The organism is Chryseobacterium kimseyorum (assembly GCF_025971945.1).
Classification (GTDB): Bacteria; Bacteroidota; Bacteroidia; order Flavobacteriales; family Weeksellaceae; genus Chryseobacterium; species Chryseobacterium kimseyorum.
On sequence record NZ_JAPDHW010000001.1, the window covers coordinates 485,380 to 506,270 of the forward strand.

The 20,891-nt window shown below is 35.3% G+C and carries 15 protein-coding genes; 5 read left to right on the forward strand and 10 right to left on the reverse strand.

Going from position 1 to position 20,891, the window contains the following annotated elements; all coding sequences use genetic code 11:
• Complete coding sequence (locus OMO38_RS02360; protein WP_264748640.1) at window positions 1-3,486, reverse strand: glycosyltransferase family 117 protein; 3,486 nt, start codon at window positions 3,484-3,486, stop codon at window positions 1-3.
• 225 nt (window positions 3,487-3,711) lie between these two features.
• Here OMO38_RS02360 and OMO38_RS02365 point away from each other — a divergent pair, with 225 nt between their 5' ends.
• The 3 genes from OMO38_RS02365 to OMO38_RS02375 all read left to right on the forward strand — a co-directional run bounded on the left by OMO38_RS02365 (window position 3,712) and on the right by OMO38_RS02375 (window position 8,591).
• Window positions 3,712-4,749: a PLP-dependent cysteine synthase family protein gene (locus OMO38_RS02365; RefSeq protein WP_263002097.1), complete on the forward strand. Its 1,038-nt coding sequence runs from the start codon at window positions 3,712-3,714 to the stop codon at window positions 4,747-4,749.
• A 74-nt stretch (window positions 4,750-4,823) separates the two neighbouring features.
• Window positions 4,824-6,086, forward strand: a complete 1,263-nt coding sequence (locus OMO38_RS02370; RefSeq protein ID WP_264748641.1) for an aminotransferase class I/II-fold pyridoxal phosphate-dependent enzyme — start codon at window positions 4,824-4,826, stop codon at window positions 6,084-6,086.
• A gap of 312 nt (window positions 6,087-6,398) precedes the next feature.
• Window positions 6,399-8,591, forward strand: a complete 2,193-nt coding sequence (locus OMO38_RS02375; RefSeq protein WP_264748642.1) for a B12-binding domain-containing radical SAM protein — start codon at window positions 6,399-6,401, stop codon at window positions 8,589-8,591.
• Window positions 8,592-8,912: 321 nt separating this feature from the next.
• Here the strand turns inward: OMO38_RS02375 and OMO38_RS02380 are convergent, their stop codons facing one another.
• From OMO38_RS02380 to atpD, 3 genes are all read right to left on the reverse strand, one after another.
• Window positions 8,913-9,743, reverse strand: coding sequence for a hypothetical protein (locus OMO38_RS02380; RefSeq protein WP_264748643.1), 831 nt, complete (start codon window positions 9,741-9,743; stop codon window positions 8,913-8,915).
• A 78-nt stretch (window positions 9,744-9,821) separates the two neighbouring features.
• A complete protein-coding gene (locus OMO38_RS02385; RefSeq protein WP_264748644.1) occupies window positions 9,822-10,103 on the reverse strand; it encodes a FoF1 ATP synthase subunit delta/epsilon in 282 nt (93 codons plus the stop codon).
• A gap of 56 nt (window positions 10,104-10,159) precedes the next feature.
• Entirely contained in the window at window positions 10,160-11,668 is a 1,509-nt protein-coding gene (gene atpD / locus OMO38_RS02390; RefSeq protein ID WP_264748645.1) for a F0F1 ATP synthase subunit beta, read from the reverse strand.
• Window positions 11,669-11,896: 228 nt separating this feature from the next.
• Here atpD and OMO38_RS02395 point away from each other — a divergent pair, with 228 nt between their 5' ends.
• Window positions 11,897-12,817: a bifunctional riboflavin kinase/FAD synthetase gene (locus OMO38_RS02395; protein ID WP_264748646.1), complete on the forward strand. Its 921-nt coding sequence runs from the start codon at window positions 11,897-11,899 to the stop codon at window positions 12,815-12,817.
• A gap of 42 nt (window positions 12,818-12,859) precedes the next feature.
• Here OMO38_RS02395 and OMO38_RS02400 read toward each other — a convergent pair whose 3' ends face one another.
• Window positions 12,860-16,609: a transglutaminase domain-containing protein gene (locus tag OMO38_RS02400; RefSeq protein WP_264748647.1), complete on the reverse strand. Its 3,750-nt coding sequence runs from the start codon at window positions 16,607-16,609 to the stop codon at window positions 12,860-12,862.
• 13 nt (window positions 16,610-16,622) lie between these two features.
• Window positions 16,623-16,976, reverse strand: a complete 354-nt coding sequence (locus tag OMO38_RS02405) for an MmcQ/YjbR family DNA-binding protein (protein WP_264748648.1) — start codon at window positions 16,974-16,976, stop codon at window positions 16,623-16,625.
• 119 nt (window positions 16,977-17,095) lie between these two features.
• On the opposite strand from OMO38_RS02405, the gene OMO38_RS02410 reads away from it, so the two are divergent.
• Window positions 17,096-17,752, forward strand: a complete 657-nt coding sequence (locus OMO38_RS02410; RefSeq protein WP_264748649.1) for an NAD(P)H-binding protein — start codon at window positions 17,096-17,098, stop codon at window positions 17,750-17,752.
• Between the two features lie 109 nt (window positions 17,753-17,861).
• Here OMO38_RS02410 and OMO38_RS02415 read toward each other — a convergent pair whose 3' ends face one another.
• The 4 genes from OMO38_RS02415 to kdsB all read right to left on the reverse strand — a co-directional run bounded on the left by OMO38_RS02415 (window position 17,862) and on the right by kdsB (window position 20,847).
• Entirely contained in the window at window positions 17,862-18,659 is a 798-nt protein-coding gene (locus OMO38_RS02415) for a tetratricopeptide repeat protein (RefSeq protein ID WP_264748650.1), read from the reverse strand.
• A 63-nt stretch (window positions 18,660-18,722) separates the two neighbouring features.
• On the reverse strand, window positions 18,723-19,301 hold the full coding sequence (locus OMO38_RS02420; protein ID WP_264748651.1) for a glutathione peroxidase: 579 nt from the start codon (window positions 19,299-19,301) through the stop codon (window positions 18,723-18,725).
• Between the two features lie 42 nt (window positions 19,302-19,343).
• Window positions 19,344-20,006, reverse strand: a complete 663-nt coding sequence (locus OMO38_RS02425; protein WP_264748652.1) for an outer membrane lipoprotein-sorting protein — start codon at window positions 20,004-20,006, stop codon at window positions 19,344-19,346.
• Window positions 20,007-20,124: 118 nt separating this feature from the next.
• Complete coding sequence (kdsB, locus tag OMO38_RS02430; protein ID WP_264748653.1) at window positions 20,125-20,847, reverse strand: 3-deoxy-manno-octulosonate cytidylyltransferase; 723 nt, start codon at window positions 20,845-20,847, stop codon at window positions 20,125-20,127.
• Window positions 20,848-20,891: the final 44 nt, after the last annotated feature.

Sequence of the window (20,891 nt, forward strand, 5' to 3'; positions counted from 1 at the left end):
TTACTGTGTCGCTTTGATAATTGCTGAAGTAATCTGATCTTCTTTTTCTTTTGAATAGGTAGAATCAAAAGGTTCCATCACATCAAACAGATATTGATAAAAAGGTGTAATTCTCTGTACATTTTCAGATTCTTTCATTGCCTTTTCTTTGCCCATCTGCTGAAGATCTTTGATGAATACATTGAATTTCTTGTCAATCGGCTCAATAGATTTCACCAGGTAAGAATATGCTTTATCATTCTGTCCGATCTTCTTGTAAGCATCTGTAACTGCTGATACTACCAGAGAATATTCCATAGGTTTTGATCTCATCTGTCTTCCTACAAACCTTTGGTCAGCTTTGCTTAAAGTTAAATAATAATCATACTCTTCGAAAATTCCTTTCTTCAGAATTTCTGCTAATTTCAATGCTTTCTGTTCTTGTCCGGCAACGATATAACCATACACCATTGAGCTTAAAGAACGTGGATCATTATATTTTTCTGCAGGAATTTCTCTCGCAGCAATATCCAGTACTTCCAGAGCTTTTGCTTTCTGACCAGATAAGGCTAAAGCCGCTGCTGCTCTGCTTGCAGAACTTCTGTAGCTCATAATATTTGAAGTTGCCGTTTCATCAAAATGCACATTTAAATCTTTAAAATTACCCCATTTAAAGTTTTTCACAACGTTATAAAGTGAGTTGGCATCTACTCTACCCATTTCTCCGTCACTGCTTCGTGGCGTACGGATCGGAACCAATCTGTAACTGAACCCATCAAACTGAAGATATTCATCTAAGAAGAAAATATTTTCACTGTCATACACTCCACCTGAAGAGAAGTTGATTGGTCTTTTCCAGTCGAAGTTTGCCAGGATATCAAACATCATCAGATTGTTTTTGTATAAAGTACCGGATTTATAAGTGATCATAATCTGATCTTCCGCTTTCGACAAATCTGAAGCGTTGATTATTCCAGATTTTACTGCATTCTGCTTGTTGACAGGTAAAATGAATTTGTTAACCGGTAAGAAGTTATACTTTTCATAACGCGCTTCACCAAAGATCATTTTTAAAACTTCATCTTTTTCAGGGGATTTTATTTTCAGGAAGTTTACCGCTTCTTTTAAAGTCATAGAATCATGAACGATATATTTTTCGAATGGTTTAAGCATCTGTTCAGGAGCACCAGCATCCCTTAAATTACTTAAAACTCCCTGCCAATCTTCTTTTTTCATCAGATAAATCTGATCATTAACACCATCTCTGTAATCATCGTGTGTCAACTGACTTGGAATCGGGCTGGCGTTATACGTTTTTCTTTTAACCTGATCAATGTTCCACGGTGTTGACAGAAGGGTAAAATTCACCACCTTCACATCATCACGGAATCTCTCAGTTTCCTGCATTGCCCAAACTGGGTAGGTATCATTATCACCGTACACAAAGAGAATATCATCTTTAGGTAATGATTTTAACATTGAATGTGAATAATCATAAGCTGTATATCTTCCGCTTCTGTCATGAACATTATAATTCTGGAAGCCCATCATCAAAGGAATAGCCAATAATACAACTCCAAAACCGATGTTTGCAGCATTTGATTTTACTTTAGACTGCAGATACCAGAGAATTGCACCTGCACCCAGACCTATCCAAATGGCAAAGGCATAGAAGGAACCAACTACGGCATAATCTCTTTCTCTCGGTTCAAATGGTTTCATTCCGGTGTAGAAAACAATTCCAACACTGGTTAATATAAACAATGAAAGAAGTGCATAAAATCTACCAAAATCTCTCATAAACTGGAAATAACATCCTATGATTCCCAACAGTAATGGTAAGAAAAAGAAAACAACTGTGCTTTCATTTTTAAATTTTGCAGGCATCGCATCCTGATTTCCAAGTAACGTGTTATCAATAAATGAAATTCCTGAAATCCAGTTTCCTCTTGTATTTTCACTGCTTCCTTCAAGATCATTCTGTCTTCCTGCGAAGTTCCATAACAGATATCTGATGAAATAATATCCGTTTTGGAAAGTGATGAAATAATCCATATTCTGAGCCAAAGAAGGTCTCTGAACGGTGATCAGTTCATATGGTTTCACTTTTAAATAATCTGCTGGAGTAATCGTTTTATCTTCGTATTTGCCTCTTAATTCCTCAAAAATTTCTTTAGCCTGAGGATCATCAGCAATATTTTCGTTAGCATAATTAAATTGAAAATCGGGTGCGCCATACATTGACATATAGTTCGCCATCACATCCTTATCTTCACTGAACATTCTCGGCATCAGACTCACGTGCGCAGGATTGAACACATAATTGAAACGGTCACTTGTTTTTAAATAAGTTCCTGTCTTTTCATCTTTTTCAAAAACTTCACCGGTTTTTGTTGTTTTAAAACTTCCATCTTCATTCTTCTCAATTCCGCTGTTATCTAAAAATGCGGTATAGTTCTGACCGTACATTGTTGGCCAGTCACCATACTGTTCTCTGTTATAATAATCAAGCATCCCAATGGCAGTATCCGGATCATTTAAGTTCATTGGCGGATTTGCGTTTGCTCTGATCGGAATTACCATCCAGCAAGAGAAACCAATCATCATATAAACCACAGATAAAGCAATCGTCTGATAAATGTTCTTTTTTGCCTTTCTTGCATATTTTAAGATAAAATAGCAAAGTGCAACCAGGATAATAAAGCCTGCAATCGTTCCTGAATGGTACGGCATATATAAACCATTCACAAAGAAGATTTCAAGTTTTCCGAACAAAGACATAATTACAGGGAAAATAATCTTGAAAACAATAATTAAAATCCCAAGTGTAATTGCATTTGCCCAAAGAAAGTTTTTCCAGGTAAATTCATAGTTTCTTGCATAATATACCAGACACACGGCCGGAATTGCCAACATACACATCATGTGCACACCTACAGAAAGACCTACAATAAAGAAGATTAAAATAATCCATCGTTCATTATCAGATTCTTTGTATTCGTTTTCCCACTTTGTAATCAGCCAAACTAAAATTGCAATAAACAGCGAAGCCATTGAGTAAACCTCTCCTTCTACCGCCGAAAACCAAAAAGTATCTGACCAGGTAAAGCAGAGAGAACCAATAACACCTGCGAAAAGAATAGCGATCTCCTGATGTTTGGTAACTTCCTCAAAATCTTTATTTAGAAGTCGTCTTACAAAATGAGTAATCGTCCAGAACAGAAACAAAATCGTAAATGCGCTGAATAATGCAGACATTGCATTAATGACCACAGAATAATTTTCACCCTGTCCAAACGCAAAAATGGCAGCAACAGCACCTACAATCTGGAACAAGGCTGCTCCCGGTGCGTGCGTTACTTCTAATTTTACGGCTGAAGAAATGTACTCACCACAATCCCAAAAACTGAAGTTGGGTTCTATTGTTGACAGGTACGTGAAAAATGCAATGACGAAAATCACCCATCCGAGAAGGGTGTTCCATTGCCTAAAAGTCCAGTTTTTCATAGTATAAAATCAATTAGTGCGAAAATAAGGTTTTTAGATTAGTTTATATTCGATTTTAACAAAATTTAAAAAATTGGCGTACTTTTTGTCAACGTTTCGAGTCTGTAATCAAAAGCTTAAAAGAGATAATTATACTTTCAACACTTATAATTTCTGAAAAGTTTAAAAATTATTTATTTTTTTGTATTTTTGCGGTCAGATTTTATTTGAAAAAAATAACAAATAATGAGTAATGTTTACGATAATATTCTTGGCTTGATTGGGAACACCCCTTTAGTGAAACTTAATACAGTAACTAAAGACATTCCTGCTAAAGTTTATGCCAAGTTAGAATCATATAATCCTGGACATTCCACTAAAGATAGAATCGCACTTCATATTATTGAAAACGCTGAGAAAAAAGGTTTATTAAAGGAAGATTCTGTAGTTGTAGAGACGACTTCCGGAAATACAGGTTTTTCACTTGCTATGGTTTGTATCATTAAAGGATACAAATGTATTTTAGCAGTAAGTGACAAAACAAAAGCTGAAAAAATAGCTTATCTGAAAGCTCTTGGTGCTACAGTATATATATGTCCTGCGAATGTACCTGCGAATGACCCGAGATCTTATTATGAAGTAGCAAAAAGAATTGCTGCCGAAACCCCAAATTCTGTTTATATCAATCAGTATTTTAATGAATTGAATGTTGATGCCCACTATCAGACCACAGGTCCTGAGATTTGGGAACAGACGGAAGGGAAAATTACTCACCTTTTTGCGTGTACAGGAACTGGCGGAACATTGTCCGGTTCTGCAAAATTCTTAAAAGAGAAAAATCCAAATATAAAAATCATCGGTGTAGATGCTGACGGATCTATTTTGAAAAGTTACCACGAAACCGGAGAAATTCATAAAGAAGACGTTCATCCTTACCAAATTGAAGGAATGGGAAAAAATTTAATTCCTTCTGCCCTTCTTTTCGATAAAGTGGATGAGTTTGTAAGAGTCAACGACGAAATGTCTGCGTACAGAACCCGTGAGATTGCTTTAAAAGAAGCAATTATGGGTGGTTACACTACCGGAGCTGTTACTCAAGGATTGATGCAGTATGCACAGTCTCACGAACTGACTGAAAATGATTTCGTTGTAATGATTTATCCTGATCACGGTTCACGTTACATTACAAAAGTGTACAGCGACAAATGGATGGAGGAGCAGGGATTTATCAACAACTGTTTCCACAACTATGATGAAGTTTTCAAAACAGAATTCATCAAATAAGAAAAATATAGCAATACAAATCAAGCCTTTTAGTACAATACAAAAGGCTTTTTTACATAAAACATACTCATACAATGGTAGATATTTTTGACAGAATAAAACAAAATCCCGGACCTCTTGGTCAGTTTGCAGATTACGCAGAAGGATATTTTGTATTCCCAAAATTGGAAGGTCCGATTGGTCCGAGAATGAAATTTCAAGGTAAAGATGTAATTTTCTGGAGTGCCAATGACTATTTAGGATTGTGTAACCACCCGGAAGTTTTGGAGGCTGATGCAAAAGCTGCTGCAGAATTCGGAATGTTCTATCCGATGGGCGCAAGAGCCATGTCTGGAGAAACTCAACAGCACCAGCAACTTGAAAAAGAATTGGCAGAGTTCACTCAAAAAGACGCTGCTTATCTTTTGAATTTCGGTTACCAGGGAATGGTTTCTTGTATCGATGCATTGGTGACAAGACATGACGTTATCGTTTATGATGCAGATTCTCATGCTTGTATCGTTGACGGAGTACGTCTTCACATGGGAAAAAGTTTTACTTTCAAACATAACGACATTGAAAGTTTAGAGAAAAACCTAGCTAGAGCAACAAAAGTTGCTGAAGAAAACGGTGGAGGAATCTTAGTGATTACTGAAGGTGTTTTCGGAATGAGAGGAATGCAGGGTAAACTGAAAGAAATTTGCGATTTAAAATCTAAATTCAATTTCAGACTTTTGGTTGATGATGCACACGGATTCGGAACTTTAGGTAAAACAGGAGCCGGAGCTGGTGAAGAGCAAGGATGTCAGGATCAGATTGATGTGTACTTCTCAACTTTTGCCAAATCAATGGCTGGTTTCGGAGCTTTTCTTTCAGGAGATGAAACGATTATCAGATTCTTAAAATACAATCTTCGTTCTCAGATTTTCGCTAAATCTTTGACAATGCCAATGGTAATCGGAGGTTTGAAAAGATTGGAGCTATTGAGAACTCGTCCCGAAATTAAAGATAAATTGTGGGAAAACGTAAATAAACTTCAAAACGGATTAAAAGAAAGAGGTTTCAACCTTGGAAACACCAATACGTGTGTGACACCGGTTTTCATTCAGGGAACTACAATTGAAGCTACACTTTTAGCGAAAGATTTGAGAGAAAATTACGGAGTATTCACCTCTGTTGTTGTATATCCTGTAATTCCAAAAGGAATGATTTTATTGAGATTAATTCCTACCGCTTCTCATACAGATTCAGAAATTAATGAAACTTTGGCGGCTTTCGAAGGCATTAAAGAGAAATTAGAATCCGGAGCTTACGCAGAAATGGAAAAGCAAATGAATATCGAGTACAAGCAAATGTAAATTGCTGATCACTTTTGGCTAGCTGCTAAAGACTCAATATTATAAATTTAAAACCGTTAGAATTTTCTGGCGGTTTTTCTTGTTATTTATCAGAAGAATAATAGTAGAAACCTATTTTCTATTTGCACAATACTTCTCAACGATATCTTTGTCATTCCGCAGGAATCTAAGTTTTGATTTTCTTTGTTGAGATTCCTACGGAATGACAAACAAAGTTTAGAATATTATTTATTCAAAAAATATAATTTTTTTAAATCAGTCAAAAACTTTCTTCTTTTCCATTTAAACCCATAAATTTGCAAAAAATTACTTTTGAAAGATCTTCTTCTTATAACTCCACCTTTCACGCAACTTAACACTCCATATCCGGCGACCGCATATATCAAAGGTTTTTTAAATACCAAAAATATATCAAGCTATCAGATCGATTTGGGGATTGAAGTGATTTTGGAATTATTTTCAAAAGAAGGAATTCAAAAGATTTTTGCAAAATCAATTGACCTAAAAAATACTTCCGAAAACTCTCAGCGAATTTTTGCTTTGAGAGATGAATATATCAAAACCATCGATCAGGTTATTCTTTTTTTACAAAATAGAAATCCCACTTTGGCGAGGCAGATTTGTTCGATGAACTTTTTGCCCGAAGCTTCCCGTTTCAATCAGCTCGACGATATGGAATTTGCTTTCGGAAATATGGGTTTACAGGATAAAGCTAAACACCTGGCTACTTTATATTTAGAAGATTTATCTGATTATATAGTTGAACACGTTGATTCTGATTTTGGCTTCAGCAGATATGCAGAAAGATTGGGAAAATCCGCTAATTCTTTTGACGAACTGTATGCGAAATTAAATTCAGATCAGACTTTTATTGATGATATTACTTTAAAAATTCTTCACGAAAAACTGGAACTAGTTCAGCCAAAACTGGTTTGTTTTTCCGTACCGTTTCCGGGAAATTTATATTCTGCTTTTCGATCTGCGAAATTTATTAAAGAAAATTATCCACAGATTAAAATTGCGATGGGTGGTGGTTTTCCGAATACTGAACTTCGGGAAGTTAAAGACAAAAGAGTTTTTGAGTTTTTTGATTTTATCACTTTGGATGACGGTGAAGTTCCTCTTGAATTGATTTATGAAAATATAACTAGTTCGGTAGCTGTGCCAGTCGAAGCTAAAAGAACTTTTTTACTTGAAAACGATGAAGTTATTTACAAAAATAATTCACCGAAACACGATTACAAACAGGCCCAAGTAGGAACTCCTGATTATACAGATTTGAAGCTGGATCAGTATATTTCTGTTATTGAAATTGCTAATCCTATGCACAGTTTATGGAGCGACGGACGGTGGAACAAACTCACGATGGCCCACGGCTGCTATTGGGGAAAATGTACTTTCTGTGATATTTCTTTAGATTATATTAAAATTTACGAACCCATTTCAGCCAAAATTTTGGTTGACAGAATGGAAGAACTGATTGCAACAACTGGTGAAACCGGATTCCATTTTGTGGATGAAGCGGCTCCTCCGGCTTTGATGCGCGAAGTGGCTCTGGAAATTTTACGGAGAAATCTCGTAGTAACCTGGTGGACGAATATCAGATTTGAAAAAAGCTTTACCAAAGATTTATGTTTTCTCTTAAAACTTTCCGGCTGCGTTGCAGTTTCTGGTGGACTGGAAGTTGCGAGTGACCGCTTGCTGAAATTAATTGATAAGGGAATTTCTGTTGAACAGGTTGCTCAGGTAACAAGAAATTTCACTGAAGCCGGAGTCATGATTCATGCATATCTGATGTACGGCTACCCGACCCAGACGATTCAGGAAACCGTCGATTCTCTTGAAATGGTTCGCCAGCTTTTTGAAATGGGAATTCTTCAAAGTGCATTTTGGCATCAGTTTGCGATGACCGCCCATTCACCTGTCGGATTAAATCCTGAGGAATTTGGAGTCACTCCACTCAAGCAGGAAATTTTGTTCGCCAATAACGATATCGATTTCACAGACAGAACCGGAATCGATCACAGCAAATTTAGTTTTGGATTAAAAAAATCTCTTTTCAATTATATGCACGGAATTAATTTTGAATTACCGCTGCAGAACTGGTTTGATTTTAAAATTCCGAAAACAACGATTCATCCCGATTACATTCACGATTCACTACTGGAAGAAGAGAATTTCACATTCAAACCTAATTCAAAAATTGTTTTTCTGGAAAAAAACGTAATCGCTGAGAATTACATAAAAACAAAAAAACAAAACTCATGGCCGTACACGAGAATTACGTTCCATTTAAAAACCAATATCGTTTCTTTAGATTTTGAGCAGGAAAAAGGAGAATGGCTGACCAAAATTTTGCAGGAAAACACTTTTGAGAATCCGAAACGGATTACTTTACAACAATTGAAAACTGATTTTGAAAATGATTTTGAAGATTTTGAACTGTTTTGGTTTTCGAAGCCGATGCAACAGTTGAAAGAGAATGGAGTGATTTTGAGTTTGTGAGGTTTAAGGTTTAAGGTTTAAGGTTTAAGGTTTAAGGTTTAAGGTTTAAGGTTTAAAATTATCAATTTTGTTTGTCATTCCGTAGGAATCTCAACAGTTATTTTATTATAAAAAGTTTAGATTCCTACGGAATGACAAAAATGCCGTCAATAAAAATATATATAAATTAAAAATCCTGAGAAATAAGTTCTCAGGATTTTTTAAGTTTTGGCTAAAGCCAATAGAATTCATTTTTTTGATAAACGGACTTTCTTCGACACGCTAATGATGACAAACAAGTTCCTATTGAATAAAATCTTCATTAAAAATTTGTTTGAAAAATCACTTTTTATCTTTTTCAACTCCATCTTTAACTACGTCACCGACAATCACTTTCTCCTGAATTTTTATAAAATTTGGATCCAGTATAGCCATGCGTTCGGCAATTGCTTTGTAAGTAGGATATTTTAAAATGGAAGCTCTTCCTGACATTTCTCTGTACAAAGTAAAAGTTTTTCCTCCGGCAGTTTTGATCTGTTTGGTGGTTGTGATGTACTTTCCGATGTATTTACTTTTTGCATCATAAATTTCGATGTCCACAAAATTTTTGTCTGTAATCTGATCATCCGAACCAAAACTTACAGGCAAATTGGTAAAATATCCTACCGGTACACCATTGCTCAAAATCTCACCGACACTGTTGACTTCAAGATTTAATTTATCGATTTTTGTCCTCGTGGTGTATGCTTCTTTCGTCTTATTATCAAGTTTACGTTTGGGCATATTTTTAAAAAGCTCATCTAAATTTTTAATGTTGATTCCTCTTTCATCAATAATTTTTAAACCTTTAATGCATGTGTAGACGGCAGATTTCTCATCACCCGAAAATGCAGAGGGCGAAATGTAATCTAAATCTAAAGTTTTCTCACGGTTGTACACCCGATTAATTTTCACATAACTGTCGCGTACTGAATCCACCACACTTTTGTCGACAAATTCGACTGTGAAAATCGGGGTTTCTTTTAAATCCATAAAAGTATATTCATTGGATTTATTAGTAATTTTGGCTACGTGAGTTCCGTCGAGACTTACAATTCCTCTTTTGGTTTTGATAATTTGAGCATTGCATATAAAACTCAGAACTGTAAAGAATAAGATTAAACTTTTCTGCATGAATCAGATTTTTATAAAGCATAAAAAAAGTGTAACAAAGTTACACTTTCTTGAAAATATATTTAGCTTATAATTTAATTATTCGCAAAGGATAATTCCTTTATCATTATTAAATTCTATCACACCGCTTTTTATAGGATAAGAAAAAACAGAGTCTTTTTCATTTTCTTTGGTAAAGTTTTTAGCAAAAGATTCGTTGATAGAATTTGCGTACAATTTTACTTTACCGCCAACTAATGAAGAAACGATTCCTGCGTGGTTTTTCATGATGTGGAATTCACCATTTTTCCCAGGCAACAATACTGAGTCTACCTCTCCTTCAAAAACTACGTATTCTGGTGTTAAAATTTTTATATTCATTTTAAATTGCTTTTGGCTTTTGGCTAATAGCTATTGGCTATCAGCAATTAGCATTATTATGCGTTATCAGCTAACATTTTTTGTCCAGCTTCGATCGCTTCTTCGATAGTTCCTTTCAAGTTGAAAGCAGCTTCCGGTAAGTGATCTAATTCACCGTCCATAATCATGTTGAATCCTTTGATAGTATCTTTGATGTCTACCAATGATCCCGGAATACCTGTAAACTGTTCTGCTACGTGGAAAGGCTGAGATAAGAATCTCTGAACTTTTCTAGCTCTGTAAACTACAGATTTATCTTCTTCAGAAAGTTCTTCCATACCTAAGATTGCGATGATATCCTGAAGAGCTTTGTATCTCTGAAGAATTTCTTTCACTCTCTGAGCACAGTTATAATGTTCTTCACCGATAATTTCCGGAGCCAAGATTCTTGACGTAGAAGCCAATGGATCTACTGCAGGATAAATACCTAATGAAGCAATTTTTCTGTCAAGTACAGTTGTTGCATCTAAGTGAGCAAACGTTGTAGCAGGAGCCGGGTCAGTTAAATCATCCGCAGGTACGTAAACCGCCTGTACTGAAGTAATTGAACCATTTTTAGTTGAAGTAATTCTTTCCTGCATCGCACCCATTTCAGATGCCAATGTTGGTTGGTAACCTACCGCAGATGGCATACGACCAAGAAGTGCAGATACCTCAGAACCAGCCTGTGTAAAACGGAAGATGTTGTCTACGAAAAACAATACATCTCTACCCTGTCCGCTTTCACCACCGTCTCTGTAGTACTCAGCTAATGTAAGACCAGAAAGCGCTACTCTGGCTCTTGCTCCCGGCGGCTCATTCATCTGTCCGAAAACGAATGCAGCTTTTGAATCTTTCATAACCTCTAGGTCAACTTTAGAAAGATCCCAACCACCGTTTTCCATAGAGTGCATAAAGTCATCTCCGTATTTAATAATACCTGACTCTAGCATCTCTCTCAAAAGGTCATTTCCTTCTCTCGTTCTTTCACCTACTCCGGCGAAAACAGAAAGACCTCCGTGTCCTTTTGCAATATTGTTAATCAACTCCTGAATCAATACTGTTTTACCTACACCGGCACCACCGAACAATCCAATTTTACCTCCTTTCGCGTAAGGCTCAACTAAGTCGATTACTTTAATACCTGTGAATAAAACTTCTGCAGAAGTTGAAAGTTGATCAAATTTCGGAGCTGGTCTGTGAATTGGAAGACCACCTTCTTTAGAAATATTTTGAAGCCCATCGATAGCATCCCCAACAACGTTGAATAGTCTTCCGTTTACAGCTTCACCAATTGGCATCATGATAGGATTACCATATCCTATAACTTCCTGCCCTCTTTGAAGACCGTCTGTAGCATCCATTGCGATACATCTTACTGTATCTTCACCAATATGTTGTTCTACCTCTAAGACTACTTTTTCACCGTTCCCTTTGATAATCTCTAACGCGTCATAAATACTTGGAATTGCTTCCACATTATTAAAAACTACGTCGATTACAGGACCAATAATTTGAGAAATTTTTCCTTTAATTTGGTTTGCCATTGCTAAATTTTTTCTTGGTGCAAATATAATCAATCTTCACAAACCTGCAATTGGTAAAAAAAAGATTTTTATCATGCTTTTTTAAAGAATTGAGCAATATAACAGTCTACCATTTTACCAATAATGACTTAGTAAAATAAGTATTTTACTGGTAAATTATTACATTGGTAGTTTGTTACATTAATAATGTTACATTATACTTATATTTGCAGTCAAAATTTTTCCGTTTTGAATATCTTCAAAAATTTTAAAGATTACCAGTCAGAAAAGCCTTTAGCGTTGTCTCTAGGCATGTTTGACGGGGTTCATCTTGGCCATAAATACATTATCGACGAACTGAAAAAGGTAGGTTCTGAGAATGATTTAGAAACGGCAATCCTTACCTTCTGGCCACATCCCAGATTTGTTTTTAATCCAAATGAAGATTTAAAACTTCTCAACACCATCGAGGAAAAGAAATTTCTGATGGAAAAATATAACATCCATAATTTATTTGTAAAAGAATTTGATGATGAATTCAGAAATCTTACAGGAGAAGAATTTGTTCGTCAGATTTTAATAGATCAACTGAATGTAAAATATCTGATCATCGGTTACGATCATTCTTTCGGAAAAAACAAAAGCGGAAATTTTGAACTGCTTCAAAAACTGTCAGCAGAACTGGATTTTGAGGTCGAACAAATGGAAGCTATCAACATTCACGAAAATAACATCAGCTCTACCAAAATAAGAAATGCTCTTTTAGAAGGAAATATAAAAGATGCCAATGAGATGTTAGGCTACTCCTACTCGATTTCAGGAACGGTGGTTCATGGTAAGAAATTGGGAAGAACCATAGGATACCCAACCGCTAATATTGAAACAGAATCGATCAAGCTTTTACCTAAAAAAGGTGCTTACATTGTTGAAGTTTTTGTAAAAGGTCAACAATACAAAGGAATGCTGAGTGTGGGAACCAACCCAACCGTAAACGGAGAAAAATTAACTGTTGAAGTGTATATTCTCGATTTTGAAGGCGATATTTACGATGAAACGATTACAGTAAAGTTCAGAGATTTCCTGCATGAGGAAATTAAATTTGAAGGCTTAGAAAAACTCGTCGAAAAACTGGATGACGATAAAAGATTAACTGAAGAATTTCAGTTTTAGAAAATAAAAAAAATGCTTACAGATTCTGTAAGCATTTTCGTTTTATTTATAACCTAATATCTGATTTTCTGAATTAATTGCGTCTTCCACAAACTTCTTAAATTCAGGATACTGTTCTTTTTTAATATTATCCCAAGGAGTGTTCGCAGTTCTGGTAATCTTTAATTTATTATTTTTCTGCAAATCATAATTAATGGTATAGCTGAAGTTTTGATAAGCCAGCGTTTTATTCTCAGGAATCTCAATAAACTTCATAGTTTCCGGAATATTCAGATATACTTCTTCGTTATATTCATTCTGTTTCTCATATTTCGTATACAGAATATCAGTATTTCTATTTTCGGTGGCAACAATACTTTTGGTGAAAGGCTTCGTCACAAAAGGAATTTTCATGATTTTCAAGCTTCCTACAGATTGCGGTTTATCGTTAATATTAAACTGAACTTCGTACGCAAGCGGTTTAGCAGAAAGATCTTTTCCTTCAATTAATTTCACCGATTTTACATTGATTACTTTATCTAAAATAGACCCAAATTCTTCCTCTACATTTTTCTTTCTGTAATCATCCGTCTGCTCATCTTGGAAAAAATTATTGTAATAACTTTTGGTTTCCCCCATCACATACTGTTTCGTGAAAAAATTCTGATCATCACCATTAATATTCACTTCGCTGATGGTTCTAAATAAGTTTTTGGTATTGTTTTCTGTAGAAATTTCAATTAAATCTTTTTGACTCGCTCCAGACTTTTCGATGTCTACGAGAAGTGCTTTTGCCTTATAATTGGTTAATACTGCAGAATTGAAAGGTAAATATTTATCTGTCATTTCCAGATAACTTTCTTTTCCGTCGAGCTTCACTTTTACGATGCAGTGATTGAAGCTCAGGTTCGGCAGAAGCAGTCTTTGCGGTGAGTTGTTATTGGTTTGTACAAGAACCAGATTAGATTTTAAGCCCGCCTGATTTCCTAAAATAACAAAGAGCGTAGACAAATCTTTGCAATCTCCCAGTTTGGTCACCAAAGTTTTGGAAGGCTTCTGCGGAATCTGACCACTCTGACGGAAATCCAGAGAACTGTACGTTACATTTTTTTCAATGTAGTTGTAAATCTTTTCAGCTTTTTCTGTTTCATTCATACTGGCAAAGCCACTTGGGAAAATTTCCTTGAAAGCTTTATCCACTATTTTATCTGACACCAGACTTTTTCTGGCAACATCCGCATACCAGTTTGAAATTTCATTCCATGTTTTAATGGAGTTCGCTGTTACAGAAATTGTTGCATCGTAATAGCTCGGTCCGTAACTTTCATCAAGATTAATTTCTGCAAGCTCATTGAGCTTCCAGGTCTGAGACACTTTGTTTCCTACTTTTTTCTTTGTAGATGCCACTTCCCGGTTCAGACTTTTCACCTGATAATCCATATTTTCTGGAGTGATAACGGTAAAAATTGATTCTGTCACAGGATATTCTGAGTTGAAATAAGAACTTACATTAAAATCTTTATTAAATCTTCCATTATTACGCTCGATATTTTCTTTCTGAATCAATACGACATCACCGATTGCAAGACTGGTAAAGACAATCTGATCATCAGACTTTTCTCCCGGAATAATACTTCCATTTTCTTTAATAATTTCAGATTTCAGAACTTTGTCGTAATAATTGATATAGTATTCCTTTATTTCTTCAATCCCTTTATCTGAAGTAATTTCATACGCATAGGTACTTCTTTTCTTGATTCCTCCTTCCGGATATACATCAACGATGTATTCGTCAAGCAAAGTTGTCACTCCCTTTTTACCTTTTACGCCTTTGTTTCTGCGCTCAGCAACCAATTTATATAAATCTTTAATTGCGACTTGGTCGATAGCGTCCGGTGTGTTATCAAGATCACGTATCAGCTGATGCATCTGATCATTTTGGGTGTTGTGTGAAAGGGACAGCTTTGCAAATTTTACCGCTTCAGCCTTTTTATTCTGCTTGGCAAGAATTTCTGCTTTTGTAGCGAGTAAAGTATATGAATACGGAAAATTCCCTAATGCATTGTCTATCTCCTGCATCACTTCCGGATTTTGAACATCTTCATCAATCAGACTGATGTACTGGCTTCTCATCGAATTGATTGAAGGATAAAGCTCCAGATATTTTTTCAGAAGTTTCTTCTGATCTTCAATTCTGTTTGCTTTTTCATAATATGCATACAGCATATTCATGACTTCCGGACTGCTTTTTACAGTCAAAGCATTTTCAAACTTCTTAATCGTAGAACTTTGATCTTTTTTCTCAGAATCTTCCAACGCGGTAAATACGGCAAATAGTTTCTCGTTATTGGCAAAACTCTTTTTAAGATTCGTAATGTGTTTTTGTGCCGTCACCATGTCTCTGTTTCTCATGGCGATAAGCACATCAAAAAACTCAGCCATATTTTTGGCTTTGGTTTTAGCCAGAGTCTCTCTGTATTTTTCAATATCTTTTATCGGAGTGTTTTCATACATGTCCCGATCCATCATTTTCAGAAACGGAATTAAAAAATATTCAGAATCAACAATTTCAATATTTTTAAATACTTCTGCAACCTTTTCAGAATCTTCGAGATTATCATAATATCTTGAAACCAATCCCTGAACAAGCGACGATTTAGGGTAAGCCTTTACAAAACCATCAATCAGTTCTTTAGCCTGTTCGTTTTGTGAATTGTTTAGATATCCTGATGCCAGCAAGTATTTGTAAAAGAAACTTTTCGGATTTGTTTTGATCTTTTCTTTAAGAAGCGTTTCGAACCGTAAAGGCATTTCTTTGGGTTGAAGCTGGCTTAGACTTGATTTTTGGTAATCCTTGTAAACATCAAAATATTTGAGGTCAGTAATCTTCTGATATTTATGATCCATAGGTACAACCATAAATGCATTTTTCGAATCTTTAGCATCAAATTTAAACAGAAGTCTGTTCATTCCTTTCGGCATATTGACTTCGACTAAATGGGAGCCTAAGTTGGTGTATCCTTCGCTGGTGCTTGATAAAATTTCAGTATCGTTTAAAAACAATCTAAACTCAGAGTTGGTATCTACTTCCAGAAACATTCTTCTCTCTGCAGGATTTTCGATGAAAGATTGTGAGTATACGATTCCGCGACCATACTCCAGTTCATTCATAAAAAACTCAAAACCGTCATTGGATGGGAATTTTCTGTTGTACCAGCCAACATTTCCAAAACTGTCTGCATTGAAAAGCTTGTCATTTTTGGCATAATGCTCCGGCTCATATTCATTGTAGAGACCACTGCCATTTAAATTTTCGAAGACACCGGCAAATTGCCACTTATCAATTCTTCCCATTTTCTTAATGGTATTATCTGCCTGTTCGGATCTGTTTCGGATTCTGTCTAATGTCGCTTTCACCTCCAGAACAGTGGTCATATCGCTGTAAACTGGTGCGTTTGCAAGAAGGTCAGTACGTGAATATGAATAATCATCTAATGATGCATCGCTTTCACCAAAAACAAATCTTCTGTGCGAAATCGGATAGAAATACGCCGGGTCAGGATTAAGAACAATCAGGTTTTTAATGAATGAATCATCAAAAACTATTTCGCCCATCTCCTCATCGATAACGGCGTCCAGAAAAAGGTTTTCAAAGTCCTTAAGCTGATCTTTCTTCAGATTTTTATCATAAAAAGTTCTGGCATCCAGTCTTTTATTTTCGAGTAGAAGTTCCCATGTTTTCGTCTGTTCTTTGGTCTGCGCAATTGCATTTACAGACAGAAAGAAGACTGCAGAAATAAATATTTTCCTCATATTTTATATTTCTTTAAGAATTAATGATGGTATTTTGAATTTTCTTGGTTAGAGATTTAAAAACAAGGTCATACGAATGATCAATTAATTTAATAATCAGTTCTTTTTTCAGACCGTCCAGAGAAACAGAATTCCAGTGAGTTTTGTTCATATGATAAGCTCCTGTGATTTGTGGATGCTGTTCACGAAGTTCCGCACTCCATTCCGGATCGGTTTTTACGGCAATCGTTAAAGGCTGTTTATCTAATGACATAAGGAGAAACATTTTTGTTCCCACTTTCATCACAAGCGTTTCCTGATCAAAAGGAAATGTTTCTGTCACACCTTTTTGAGCCAGGCAGTAGTCTAAAATTTCGTTTGCATCCATGAGTGATCAAGTAAAAAATGATTGGTAGTGATTAATTAATAATTTTTTAACCTTTGGTCTAAAATTAGTAAATTTAATGGAGAAAATTATATATCTCACATCATCTAATCAAAATTATTATGAAAGCTTTGGTCATCGGTGCAACAGGCGCTACAGGAAAAGATTTGGTTAAACAGTTATTAAATGACAAAGACTTTGAGCAGGTAGACGTTTTTGTAAGAAAACCGTTAAACATAGAAAACGAAAAATTAAAAACTCATGTTGTCGATTTTGAAAAACCTGAAGACTGGAAAGATTCTGTAAAGGGTGATGTTGCTTTTTCATGCTTGGGAACTACACTAAAAGATGCGGGAAGTAAGGAAGCACAAAGAAAAGTAGATTACGAGTATCAGTTTCAGTTTGCAAAAGCTGCCAAAGAAAACAATGTGGAAGACTATATTTTGGTTTCCGCTTACGGAGCCAATCCGCAGTCTAAAATTTTCTATTCTAAAATGAAGGGAGAGCTGGAGGATGCCGTGAGAAAGCTTCATTTCAATAAAATCACTATTTTCAAACCCGGAATGCTCGAAAGAAAAGATTCTGAAAGATCCGGTGAAGTGTTGGGAAGCAGAATCATCAAATTCGCCAACAAACTTGGCCTTCTCGAAAGCCAAAAACCTTTGCCAACGGATGTTTTGGCTAAAGCAATGATCAATTCAAGCAAAATAAAAAGTAACGGTTACTCGAGTATTAAACTGGGGAATATTTTTGGTTTTGCGGAGAAAACTAATGAATAGTTAAGCGGTAAACTCGGTAAAAAGATTCGTAAGTTCAGATTGCTGTAAAACTAATCCTTTGTAGGCAATCTTTGTTGGGCACGGTCTGTCAATGAACTTTAATATATTATTATGAAAAATATTCTTTGAGTTTATTTTTCAAATCGTCAGGAATCGTATTTTTATTTTTTATCTTATCGTAGTTCTTTCTTGCTTTATTTTTCAACTTTTCATCATTGGTTTCTACTGCAACTTTCATCTGCGTCAAAACATAGGTTGCTAAATAACCGTCATCTTTTTTATACGTTGAGAAAACATCATCTAAGTAAGGCAATGCCGTCTTATACTCTTCTTTAAAAGTATACAAAATTCCAAAGAGATATTTAACGTCCTTTTTAACACCACCTTGATTCTGATACAATTTTTCTGCGGTCTTCAGGTTGCTCAGTCCGTTATCAAAATCCCCAATGACGATCGCCGTATTTGCAATTCCATAATAACCTTCGGGGTTTTCAGGAAAATGGGTTATCATCTGCTGGTATTTTTTACGCGATAAATCCACAGCGCCTAACCGAAATGCAGAAACAGCTAAATTCATTTTGAAAATTGGTGCTTTGTTCTGCGCTAAACTGTCTGCCATGTAGTACATTGTGACCGCTTCCTTCTGCATATCCTGAAGTCTGAAAAGATATCCTGCCATAAAATAGGCATCACAGTATTCTTTGTCTTCTTCAATAGTTTTCATCAGCATCTTTGTTGCACCCGCATAATATTTTGGAAACTGCAAAGCTAAAATTGCTGCATCAAACTGTTTTTTAGATTCCGCTTTCTTTGGAGTGCAATAATTTGTCTTACCTAAAAAATAAGGATCCTGCGAAAAAGCACTCACAGAAAAGACAAAATACAAAATGGTCAGTAGTTTTTTCATATTTAAAAATAACAAAAGTGGATTAAAAAATCCACTTTTTAAATATAATCAATTATTTTAGATCTACTTCAAATATTTCGTAATCGACTCATCAGTAGGTTTCGTAGTACTGATAAATGAATCTACTAACTTACCGTTTTCATCCACCAAAAATTTGGTAAAATTCCAAAGGATGCTTGTGTTTTTTACTCCGTTGAGTTCTTTTTCAGTCAGATATTTGAAAATCGGTGCCGTGTCGTCACCTTTTACAGAAACTTTTGCTGCCAATGGGAAGGTTACGCCATAATTCTTCTGACAGAAAGCTCCGATTTCAACGTTTGAACCGGGCTCCTGTCCGCCAAAATTGTTTGCTGGAAATCCTATCACCACCAATTTGTCTTTATATTCGTTTGATAATTTTTCAAGGTCAGCATACTGCGGAGTAAAACCACATTCTGAAGCCGTATTGACAATAAGAATTTTCTTTCCTTTAAAATCTGCAAAGTTGATTTCTTTCCCTTCTTCGAGAGCTTCTACCTTGTAATCGTATATTGTTTTTCCCATAAGTTCTTTACTTTTAGCTTTAGAAACATTGGTCTTTTTCTGAGCGCAGCTGTTGAAGAATGCTACGAAAGAAAGTAATATTAAAAAGATCTTTTTCATTTTTATTTATTTTACAGCTCTGCTGCGATGTTTATTTAATTATTAAAATTTAAAAATATTGGCAGGAAATACTTTGTTAATTTCCACTTTGTTCAGAAGTATAACGTAATCTCCGTCTTTTTTTGCACTGGCAGATTCTATTCTGAACGGCATGACCAAGTTACCTATTTTCTTGTAATCTGAATAAATTAATGTTTCCTCTTTTTTCACTTCCTTTAAAAGCATAAAAGATTTGGTATCAAAATAATATAAATTTTTATTTACATTTTTGGTAAGTTCCACTTTGTGACAGTAGATATCTCCCACTTTTTCTTTACCTAGATATTTTGCTTCAAAACCTTTATTTTCCCAATCAATAAAATCATTATCAAAACTTTCAGGAACATATTCTGCATAAACCTGAAGCTTGTTGGTGGCATAATTCATTGCATAGCCTTTGGTTCCGTCATAGCCTTCGATTGCGGTGTCTTTTCCGCTGATGGTTAAAACTGTTTTGGTTAAATTAGGTCTTTGTTGATAAATTTTAATAGGATACTCATCTTTAATTCCCAAGATTACTTTCCCTTGAAGCAGTACTGAATTCAGAAGTTTCCAACTTGTCAATCCTCCGGATAATTCGATGTTTTTATCAATGATTTCTTTAGCCGTCTGAGCGAAAGATAGTTGCGAAAATATAAGGACGAATATTAAAAGTAATTTCTTCATTCAATCAATTTTATCAAGTCAAATATAAGGTTTTTTTAATTTGAAAATTTCAAAACGAGGCAATTTGAAAATGAAGGACGATAACAAAACAATTTCAAATTATCTAATTAATACAGTTTCAAATTAATTTTTTCGCCTTCTCCAAATCCTCCGGCGTATCGATTCCAACTCCAATGAAATTTGTTTCTATCAGCTTGATTTTCATACCATACTCAAGATAACGGATGCATTCTATTTTTTCTGAAATTTCCAAAGGTTTCATTTCGAGTTTTGAAAACTGAAGCAGAGCATGTTTTCTGAAAGCATAGACTCCGATATGTTTGAAATAATCAACATCATTAGAAATCTCACGGTGAAAAGGAATCACAGAACGGCTGAAGTACAGCGCAAAACCGTTGTTATCGGTAATTACTTTTACATTATTGGGGTTTTCGATTTCTTCTTTTTCGTGAAGTTTTATTTTTAATGATGCTAAAGAAATTTCCTGATTATCATCTTCTTTAAAAACCTGAATCAGTTGTTGTAAAGGTTCTAATTTTAAAAACGGTTCGTCTCCCTGAACATTGATGACAATATCACAGTCGATATTCTGTACAGCTTCTGCAATACGGTCGCTCCCCGTTTCATGCTGTCCGGTCATTACTGCTTTTCCGCCATGATTTTGAATTTCATTAAAGATCAGTTCAGAATCTGTTGCTACAAAAACTTCATCGAAAAGTCCGGTTTCTACAACATTTTGGTAGGTGGTTGTAATAACTGTCTTTTCACCCAAAATCTGCATCAGCTTTCCGGGAAAACGGCTGGCTTCATAACGCGCAGGAATAACAGCGATAATTTTCATTGTATTGATTTCTTTTTTATCTAATTAATTGGGTTGTTCAACGT